Origin of the sequence: Pandoraea sp. PE-S2T-3, from assembly GCF_002179965.1 — a bacterium.
Lineage (GTDB): Bacteria > Pseudomonadota > Gammaproteobacteria > Burkholderiales > Burkholderiaceae > Pandoraea.
In genome coordinates this window covers 116438-126429 of record NZ_NGUQ01000013.1, presented here as the reverse complement: position 1 = coordinate 126429, position 9992 = coordinate 116438, and the positions used below count along the sequence as shown (strand labels likewise).

General features: G+C 63.8%; 5 protein-coding genes and 2 tRNA genes. 4 read left to right on the top strand and 3 right to left on the bottom strand.

The window, feature by feature from the left end:
* Positions 1–2707: autotransporter family protein (locus CDV46_RS09735; RefSeq protein WP_140413336.1), on the top strand; the 2707-nt coding region annotated here is incomplete at its 5' end.
* A gap of 147 nt (positions 2708–2854) precedes the next feature.
* Here the strand turns inward: CDV46_RS09735 and yiaY are convergent.
* On the bottom strand, positions 2855–4003 hold the full coding sequence (gene yiaY / locus CDV46_RS09730) for an L-threonine dehydrogenase (RefSeq protein WP_087686255.1): 1149 nt from the start codon (positions 4001–4003) through the stop codon (positions 2855–2857).
* A 230-nt stretch (positions 4004–4233) separates the two neighbouring features.
* Positions 4234–5754, bottom strand: a complete 1521-nt coding sequence (exaC, locus tag CDV46_RS09725; RefSeq protein WP_058376291.1) for an acetaldehyde dehydrogenase ExaC — start codon at positions 5752–5754, stop codon at positions 4234–4236.
* 340 nt (positions 5755–6094) lie between these two features.
* Here exaC and CDV46_RS09720 point away from each other — a divergent pair, with 340 nt between their 5' ends.
* From CDV46_RS09720 to CDV46_RS09710, 3 genes are all read left to right on the top strand, one after another.
* Positions 6095–8002 carry a sigma-54-dependent Fis family transcriptional regulator gene (locus tag CDV46_RS09720; RefSeq protein WP_087722426.1) on the top strand — a complete coding sequence of 636 codons (1908 nt, stop codon included), beginning with the start codon at positions 6095–6097 and terminating at the stop codon, positions 8000–8002.
* A 58-nt stretch (positions 8003–8060) separates the two neighbouring features.
* A tRNA-Ala gene (locus tag CDV46_RS09715) sits at positions 8061–8136 on the top strand.
* A gap of 17 nt (positions 8137–8153) precedes the next feature.
* A tRNA-Glu gene (locus CDV46_RS09710) sits at positions 8154–8229 on the top strand.
* A gap of 145 nt (positions 8230–8374) precedes the next feature.
* On the opposite strand, the gene CDV46_RS09705 is transcribed toward CDV46_RS09710, so the two are convergent.
* The gene (locus tag CDV46_RS09705; RefSeq protein WP_087722425.1) at positions 8375–9982 is read right to left on the bottom strand and encodes an alkaline phosphatase D family protein; all 1608 of its coding nucleotides are present in this window, start codon (positions 9980–9982) and stop codon (positions 8375–8377) included.
* Positions 9983–9992 lie beyond the last annotated feature (10 nt).

Sequence of the window (9992 nt, the reverse complement as noted above, 5' to 3'; positions counted from 1 at the left end):
CGTGGGCGGCGACGGCATTTCCCTCAGCGGCAACGGGACTGTCAGCAATTCCGGTGTCGTCACGGGGGGCGATGGCGGCAATGGCGGCAACGGCGCTAACACAACCGGTGGTCATGGTGACGTAGGCGGTGCGGGTGTGCGCGTCGCCGGAACCGGGACTGTGACCAACGCCACCAGCGGCAAGATTACCGGCGGCGATGGCGGTACCGGCGGCGGCGGCGGGAACGCCACATCGGCGGGCGGCGCAGGCGGTGGCGGTGGTGCCGGGGTGGTAGTCACCGCCGGCGGCTCCATGAATAACGCCGGCACGATTACCGGCGGCGTCGGCAACCGGGGTGGTGGCGGCGGCACCAGTAGTGTTGGCGGCGCGGGTGGGGCAGGTGGCGCTGGGGTACTGGTGACCAACAACGGCGGCACCATCACGAACACGGGCTCGATCAGCGGCGGCGCTGGTGGCGCGGGCGGGACCGGCGGTAGCGCAGGTGCATCAGGCGCGGGTGGGATCGGTGTGCAGGGGCAGAACGTCGCGGTGATCAATAGCGGCACCATCACCGGCGGCACCGGTGCAGATGGTACCGTCGCCGACGCCATTCAATTCAGTGCGGGCACCAATTCGCTCGAACTGCGCGCCGGGTCTGCCATCACCGGCACCGTCGACGCGAATGTCGGCACCAACACGTTCATCCTCGGCGGCAATGCCAACAGCAGCTTCAATGCGTCGCTGATCGGTCCGACAGCACAGTACCAAGGTTTCTCGGCCTTCCATAAGACGGGCACCAGTGTCTGGACACTCACCGGCAGTACCACCGCACTCACGCCGTGGACGCTCTACGCCGGGACGCTGGTCGTTAGCCAAGACAGCAGCCTTGGTGCCCCCGGCGGCGCGCTGACGTTCAACGGCGGCACGTTGCAACTCGGCGCCAGTTTCAATCTCGCTGCCGGCCGTGCGGTCGCTCTCGATACCGCGGGCGGCACGATCGATACGAACGGGTTCAACTCGACGATCACGCAGGGCATCACCGGCACCGGGGCACTGACCAAGATCGGCGCCGGGTCGCTCGTGCTCAACGGCAACAGCACCTACACGGGGGGAACGAGCATCAATGCCGGGGTACTGGCCGTGGGCGATCCCACGTCCTCAGGGGCGGCGCTCTCCGGCGGCGGCGCGGTCACGGTAGCCAGTGGCGCAACGCTGGGCGGCTACGGCAGCGTCACGGGTTCAGTGCAGAACAACGGCACCGTCGCGGTCGCCAACGCCACGCCGGGTTTTGCCTCCGGTGCCACGGGCAACCTGACGGTCAACGGCACGTTCACCAACGCCGCGCTGCTTCAATTGGCAGGCCCGGGCGTCGGCAACACGCTAACCGTCGCAGGTAACTACGTCGGCCAGCAAGCGACCGCATCGCTTCGCACGCAACTGGGCACCGACAATTCTCCGACCGACAAGATCATCATCAATGGCGGAACGGCGACCGGCAGCACGACGCTGAAGATCGCCAACGCGGGTGGCAAGGGCGGGCAAACCACCGGTGACGGTATTCAGGTCGTGCAGACGGTGAACGGGGCGTCAACGGCGGGCTCGGCATTTACCGGCGGCACGGCGAATGCAGGCGCTTATACCTACTACCTGTACCGCGGTGGCATTACCCCCGGCACGCAAGACAACTGGTATCTGCGCTCGACCACGCTCGACCCGACCCGTCCGCCGATCGACCCGATCGTGCCCGTCCCGCCCGTCGATCCCGAAACGCCGCTGTATCGAACCGAAGTCCCGGTCTACTCGCAGATTTCGGCGTTGGCGCGCGAGATCGCCGTGCAGCAGATCGGCACGTTCCACGATCGCATGGGCGGGCAAGACCTGCTGGATGAAAACGGCAAGTGGGGCGGTGGCTGGGGCCGTGTGTGGGGCGACCATATGTCTCAAGACCACACGGGTACGGTGAATCAGTCGTTCAGCGGCACGATCTTCGGGTTGCAGGTCGGGCAGGACGTCTATTCGAACACGACCGATAGCGGCTACCGCGACCACGCCGGTCTCTTCTTCGGCTTCGCCCGAGGCAGTGGCGACGTGAAGGGCTTCGCATTGGCCACGCAGGATCTGGCCGCCGGCAGCCTCGCCATCAACTCTTACAGCCTTGGCGCCTACTGGACACGTATCGCACCGAGCGGTTGGTATGTCGACACTGTGTTGATGGGCTCGACCATGTCGGTGAATCCGTCGTCGCTGCAAGGCAATACCGCAACGACACGGGCGAATGCGTTCACGGCGTCGCTGGAAGGCGGGCTGCCGTTGCCGCTGCCCTACGGCTTGTCGCTCGAACCGCAGGCCCAGTTGATCTATCAGTACACGCACATCAACGACCTGACCGATCCGGCGGCGACCGTGTCGTTCAAGAGCGCTAACGAACTGATCGGGCGACTCGGTTTGCGACTTCAGACGCAGTTTCAGGCGAATGGCATCAACTGGAAACCGTATCTGCGTCTGGACGTGTTGCGCTACTTCGGCGGCACCGACACCGTGAACTTCTCCGACACCACCAAGATCGATTCGTCAGTCGGGTCGACACAAGGGCACGTGGGCGCTGGCGTCTACGCGAAGCTGAATCAACGTGTCAGTCTCTACCTGACGGGCGGCTACTGGTTCAATCTGGGCGGCTCGCACCGGAGCACGGCGGAAGGCAATGCCGGGGTGCGTCTGAGCTGGTAGTGCTGTTCAGACATTCTGACTGCTAAGTCATCCGAAGCATAAAAGATGGAGCCGCGATTTCGCGGCTCCATTTTTTCATCAAGATCTATCCGGACGATGATCACCCGATCGTGCGCCGGGCGAGACTCGTCCGAATCGCGCTACCCGTTAAAACGCCCGCGCGAAAATCTCCTCGATCTCCGCTTGCTCGGCGCGACGCGGATTCGTAAATCCGCAGGCATCCTGCATCGCATTCGCGGCCAGCGTCGGGATATCTTCCTTCTTCGCACCCAACTCCGTCAGACCGGCAGGGATGCCGATGTCTTTCGAGAGACGGCGAATCGCAGCAATCGCCACCTTCGCCCCTTCCGCATCGCTCAGCCCGTCGACCTTCTCGCCCATGGCTTGCGCGATATCCTTCAGGCGCGCAGCACTGACGCTCGCGTTGAACTCTTCCACGTGCGGCAGCAGAATCGCGTTGCACACACCGTGCGGCAGGTCATAGAAACCGCCCAACTGATGCGCCATCGCATGCACGTAGCCCAGCGAGGCATTGTTGAATGCCATCCCCGCGAGGAACTGCGCATACGCCATGTTTTCGCGTGCCGTCATATCGTCGCCATGCGACACCGCACGACGCAGATTTTCTGAAATCAGCGTCACGGCCTTGAGTGCGCACGCGTCGGTGATGGGTGTGGCAGCGGTCGAGACATAGGCTTCGGTGGCGTGCGTCAGCGCGTCCATACCCGTGGCGGCCGTGAGCCCCTTGGGCATCGCCGCCATCAGTGCCGGGTCATTGACCGACAACAACGGCGTGACGTTGCGATCGACAATCGCCATCTTCACGTGACGTGCCTCGTCCGTGATGATGCAAAACCGCGTCATTTCGCTCGCGGTGCCTGCTGTGGTGTTGATCGCGATCAGCGGCAACTGCGGCTTTGCCGACCGGTCCACGCCCTCGTAATCCGCAATCTTGCCGCCGTTGGACGCACACAACGCAATCCCCTTCGCGCAGTCGTGCGGCGAGCCGCCGCCCAGCGAGATCACAAAGTCGCAATGGTTCTGCTTGAGCAGCGCGAGACCCGCTTCCACGTTCGACACCGTCGGGTTGGGTTTGGCGCCGTCGAAGATCACCGCCTGAATGTCCTGTTGCGTGAGCAGCTTTGCCACTTTCTCGGCGACACCGGCCTTGGCGAGGCCAGCGTCGGTCACGATCAACGCACGACGGAAATGGTATTGAGGCAGGGCGGCAATCGCTTCGTCGAGGCTGCCGATGCCCATCATGTTGACGGCGGGAATGAAGAAAGTCGTGCTCATGGTTATGCTCCTTATATCTGTTCTGTGAGGGGCGCACCACGACCACGCGGCCGGCAAATTCAACACTGCCGGTCGCGTCGTCGCAGGGGGTATGCGGGATCTTCTCGCAGGCATTAAAGACAGCTTCCGCCTATCGGCGGGCCGCGTCTTTGATCTGCGGCAAACAGGGACGCAAATGCACAAAGCGTCGAAGGACTCTACAAATCGGGCTTAACAATGCCTGCGAATGCTTAGAAGAAACCCAGCGGATGAATGTCGTAGCTCACCAGCAGATTCTTGGTCTGCTGGTAGTGATCGAGCATCATCTTGTGGGTTTCGCGCCCGATGCCCGACTTCTTGTAGCCGCCAAACGCGGCGTGCGCGGGATACAGGTGATAGCAGTTCGTCCACACGCGACCGGCCTGAATCGCGCGGCCCATGCGATAGGCACGGTTGATGTCGCGTGTCCATACACCGGCGCCCAGACCGAACTCGGTGTCGTTGGCAATCGCGAGCGCTTCGGCTTCGTCCTTGAACGTGGTGATACCGACCACGGGCCCGAAGATTTCTTCCTGAAACACGCGCATGCGGTTCTCGCCCTTGAGCAGCGTCGGCTGAATGTAGAACCCGGACGCAAGCGGCCCGTCGAGCATCTCGATACCGCCGCCGGTCAACACCTGAGCGCCTTCCTTGCGAGCGAGATCCAGATACGTCAGGATCTTGTCGAACTGCTGCTCCGATGCTTGCGCGCCGACCGCCGTATCGGTATCGAGCGGATCGCCGCGCTTGATGCGGGCGACCTTGGCCATCACCACTTCCATGAACGGCTCATAGATCGATTCCTGCACCAGCGCGCGCGACGGGCAGGTGCACACCTCCCCCTGATTCAGAAAGCCCAGCACGAGCCCTTCAGCGGCCTTCTCGATGAACTCCGGCTCGCCACGCATGATGTCGTCGAAGAAGATGTTCGGCGACTTGCCGCCCAGCTCGACCGTGCTCGGAATCAGGTTGGCGGCCGCGCGCGACAGAATGTGTCCGCCGACCGGCGTCGACCCGGTAAAGGCGATCTTGGCAATGCGACGGCTCGACGCCAGCGCTTCACCCGCTTCGCGCCCGAAACCCTGCACGATGTTGAGCACGCCCGGCGGCAGCAGGTCGCCGATCAGCTCGGCGAACAGCGTGATGGTGAGCGGCGTCTGCTCGGCAGGTTTGAGCACTACGCAATTGCCCGCAGCGAGGGCAGGCGCGAGTTTCCACGCGGCCATCAGCAACGGGAAATTCCACGGAATGATCTGGCCGACGACGCCCAGCGGCTCATGGAAGTGATAAGCGGCCGTGTGCTCGTCGATCTCGGCACTGGTGCCTTCCTGCGCGCGAATGCAACCGGCGAAATACCGGAAATGATCGACGGCCAGCGGCATGTCGGCAGCGAGCGTCTCGCGCACCGGTTTGCCGTTGTCCCACGTCTCGGCGACGGCGAATTTCTCCAGATTGGCTTCGAGCCGGTCGGCAATTTGCAGCAGAATGCGCGAGCGCGCCTGCACCGATGTTTTGCCCCATTTCGCGGCGGCGGCGTGGGCCGCGTCGAGTGCCAGTTCGATGTCGGCGCCACCGGAGCGCGGAAACTCACCGATGACTCCCCCCGTCACCGGCGACGTGTTGGTGAAGTAGCGTCCTTCGACGGGCGGGACGAACTTGCCGCCGATGTAGTTTTCGTAACGCGGCTGCAAGGTCAGCAGGGCACCGGGGGTGCCGGGCGGGGCATAACGCATGTTGTGTCTCCGGATATTGTCGTGTCGGTGGCATCGAGGCCACGCACGTCGGTAAGCAAGTCGCGGGCCAGCCCGGCAGATCGTTGCCTGACGGGCATGACACGCGTGAGCCGCGCTCGCCGATGCGCCGAAACCGTGACACGTGTGTCACCCCTTGTCTCGCGGGCGGGACACCGGGCGCGCGACCGCCGTGACACTGATGGCTAATGGCATCGCGCTGCCGATAGGCGGGGGCGCGAACCGGCCACGGGCATGGCTGACATACCTCATTGCAATCACCTGCGGCTTGCGACATGCTTCGGGGACGACTTCAAGGTCATCCGGCACGGGGAGACAACCAATGCCAGCGAATACAGAATCAGCACACGCGCGCCGTGTGCTGAATGTTGTACAAGGTCACCTGCCTGCCGTCGCGGCGGCGACCGACCCGAGTATCGCCAGCTCCTGGCGCCGCTGTCTCGACACGCACGATCTCGACCCGGGCGCGCGCATGGCGCCGCATGTCATCGGATCGTCACAACTGACCGAGCGGCGCAACGCGATGGAGCAACTGCGGCATGTATCGGCGCACGTGCTGGAGCGTCTGCAACGCCAGTTGATGAATCCGCGTCAGGCGGTGCTGCTGACCGACCCGGAAGGTGTGATCGTCGACTGTCAGTTGCACGACGGCACGCGCGACGACTTCCTGCGTGCCGGCCTGCGGCCCGGCGCCGACTGGAGCGAATCGTGCGAGGGCACCAACGGGATCGGCACGTGCGTGGTCGAACGGGCCCCCGTGATCATCTGCCAGCAGGACCACTTCCGCGCGCTGCATACGCCGCTCACCTGCACGGCCAGTCCGGTGTTCGCGCCGCACGGCGAATTGCTCGCCGTGATCGACGTGTCGTCGACCAGTGCGGACGTCACAAGGCAAAGCCAGTTCCACACACTCGCGCTCGTCAATCTCAGCGCGAAGGTGGTCGAGAGCGAATACTTCTTTCTGCACTATCGCGACGAATGGCTGCTGCAATTGCAGGAGCAGGCCGACCATCTGGGCGGATTCGCGCAGGCGTTGCTGGCCTTTGACGACAGCGGCCGCGTGCTTGCCGCGAATCAGAGTGCATTGAATCGTCTGGGCGTCACGCGTGACGACATCATCGGCACGCGGGTTGACCAGTGGTTTGCGCAATCGCTCGATGCACTGATGGCGCGTGCGCACCCGCAACCGCAGACTTGCTGGCCGGTTCGCACGCAAGCGGGTGAGGCATTGCTGGCGATGTTGCGCGCCCCCGAACGGGCCGCGCGGCCAACGCCACGCATTCCGGCGCAACCCACACCGCGTCAGGACGCAAACGTCGCGCCCTTCACCGACGCGCATCTGGTACGCGAATTCTCGCGTGCCTGCCGTGTTTTCGCGCACGACGTGCCGGTGCTGATTCGTGGCGAAACCGGCAGCGGGAAAGAAGTCTTCGCCCGCGCCGTGCATGCGGCCAGTGCGCGCGCGAACGGCCCGTTTGTCGCGCTGAACTGTGCGGCCATTCCCGAAGCGCTGATCGAGAGCGAATTGTTCGGCTACGTGGGCGGCAGCTTCACGGGGGCGCGCAAGGAGGGCATGAGCGGCAAGCTCTGGCAAGCCAACGGCGGCACGCTGTTCCTCGATGAAATCGGCGACATGCCGTTTGCGATGCAGACGCGGCTGTTGCGCGTGCTGGAGGAGCGCGAGGTGTTGCCGTTAGGCGGCGGAGAACCGGTGGCGCTCGATATCCGCGTGCTCAGCGCGACGCATCAGGATCTGGAGGCGCGCATCGTCGAGCGGCAATTCCGTGAAGACCTGTTCTATCGCCTCAGTGGGCTGGCCGTCGTGGTGCCGCCGCTACGGGAGCGCGATGACAAACTCGATCTGATCCAGCGGTTGTTGAGTCAGGCGCAGGCAGACAATCGCGTGGTCGTGACAGACGCCGCGCGCGAAGCCCTATGTGCTTTCGACTGGCCCGGCAACGTGCGGCAGATGCGCAGCGTGATCCGCACGCTGGTGGCGCTGAGCGACGACGGCGTCATCACCGCGGAGGATCTGCCCGGCGAAGTGCGACAGGCGCAGGCCGTCGATGGCGATGCGCCCCGCGAGGCCCCGCTCGAAGCGGCGGAACGGCAGGCGTTGCGCGAGACACTCGATGCCTGTCAGGGGCAGGTGAGCGCGGCGGCGCGCAAGCTTGGCGTGAGCCGCAACACGCTGTACCGGAAGCTGAAGCGGTTCGGCTTATTGCGCTAGCCGGTCAAAACCAGTTGCCCGACGCCGTCAAACACGCTATAGTCACGCCTCTTCGCGCGGGGGTATAGCTCAGCTGGGAGAGCGCTTGCATGGCATGCAAGAGGTCAGCGGTTCGATCCCGCTTACCTCCACCAAACGAATGACTGTTTTTGTCCCCTTCGTCTAGAGGCCTAGGACATCACCCTTTCACGGTGAGTACAGGGGTTCGAATCCCCTAGGGGACGCCATCTAACGGCGTCGATGTGGCAGCAACACATCGATACCGCGTCGGCGTCAGATTCGACGAATCGCATGAACAAAGGCCGGATGTCTTCAACGACATCCGGCCTTTTGCGTTAACGCATCACTGTGGCAACACGGGCAACGGTAACGTCAAACCACCTTCGCGCCCGGTACGCCCGATTCCACCACAAACTGCTTCAACGTCGAGACTGTCGCCTGTTTGTCGGCCCGGTCCGAGATCACCTGAAAGCGCGTTTGCATCTGCTGCGGCGTCAGATCGACGGATACATAACCGCGATGCCGGCTCTCGAAGTACTTCACGTGCGGATTCTCCGGCAGCATCTCGGCAAATGCCTCGTACGGCGGCGGATTCGCCGTGATCGACGTGCCGACGAACTCCGTCGCAATCACCGGCGAATCGGGACGCGCGTTCGCATGCACGTCGTTCGTCCAGTACGAGTGGATATCGCCACCAATGAGCACAGGATTGTTCGGGCGCGACTGCGTCATCGCCTGCAACATGCGATCCCGTGTCGCCGGATAACCGTCCCAGCCGTCGGTCCAATGGCCGACGACACCGGTCTTGCGATCCTTCTGCGTGAGCGGCACGAACAGCAGATCCTGTGCGATCACATTCCATTGCGCACGCGATTGCCGAAATCCATCGGCCAGCCACGCTTCCTGCTCGAAGCCGAGCATGGTGCGGCGCGCTTCGGTGCGCTCGGTGCAACTGTCGGGCGTGACATGGCCGCCACGAGTGTTCGGTAATGCGCAAGGTTGCGGCGTGCGGTACTGACGTCCGTCGAGCACGTGGAAGTCGACGAGCGCGCCGTACCCGATACGGTCGTACACGCGCATATCGGGCCCGCGCGGCATCGACATCGCACGTAGCGGCATGTGCTCGTAATACGCCTGATAGGCGGCTGCCCGCCGCTTCAGAAAGTCCGTGGCCGAGACGTCGACCTTCTGCGACCACGCGTTGGCGTAGTCGTTTTCGACTTCGTGGTCGTCCCACGTCATCAGACTCGGCGCGGCGGCGTGCAGCATTTGCAGATCGGGGTCGGTGCGGTACAACGCGTAGCGATTGCGATACCCGATGAGATCCTTCGCATCCGGGCCGTCGTGCGCGCGCACGATCGGCTTGGCATCCTTCTTCTTCTGATCGTTCGAATAGTCGTAGATGTAGTCGCCGAGGAAGATGACGAGATCGGGATTCTCCTGCGCCATGTGACGATAGGCGCTGAAATACCCCAGCTCCCAGTGCGAGCACGATGCAAACGAAAAGCGAAGACGATCCACCGGCGCGTTGGCGAGCGGTGCGGTGACAGCGCGTCCCACCGGGCTTTGTGCGCCGAGTGCCGTAAAGCGATACCAGTACGGTCGATGCGGCGCGAGGCCGCTCACTTCGACGTGCACGCTGTAGGCGAACGCTGCCGGTGCATAGGCGACGCCACGACGCACCACGTCACGCATGGCCTCGTCGCCGGCGATCTCCCACTGCACGGGCACCTGCGCCGGCATGCCGGCCATGCCGCCCTGACCGTCGGGCGAAATGGGCGCGGGCGCGAGACGCGTCCACAGCACGAAGCCATCGGACACCGGGTCGCCAGAGGCCACACCCAACGTGAACGGATCGCTTGAATTAGCAGCGAGCGCCCGCGAGAACGGACCGAGCAGCGGCACGGCGACGAGGGCACCCGCGCCCTTGAGCAGCGTGCGGCGTGCGCGATCGGGCGAAGCAATATCGACCGGCATCATGATGCGTCAC

Coding starts and splice junctions, on each gene's coding strand:
- yiaY (WP_087686255.1), bottom strand. CDS start 4,003: ATGAGCACGACTTTCTTCATTCCCGCCGTCAACATGATGGGCATCGGC.
- exaC (WP_058376291.1), bottom strand. CDS start 5,754: ATGCGTTATGCCCCGCCCGGCACCCCCGGTGCCCTGCTGACCTTGCAG.
- CDV46_RS09705 (WP_087722425.1), bottom strand. CDS start 9,982: ATGATGCCGGTCGATATTGCTTCGCCCGATCGCGCACGCCGCACGCTG.
- CDV46_RS09720 (WP_087722426.1), top strand. CDS start 6,095: ATGCCAGCGAATACAGAATCAGCACACGCGCGCCGTGTGCTGAATGTT.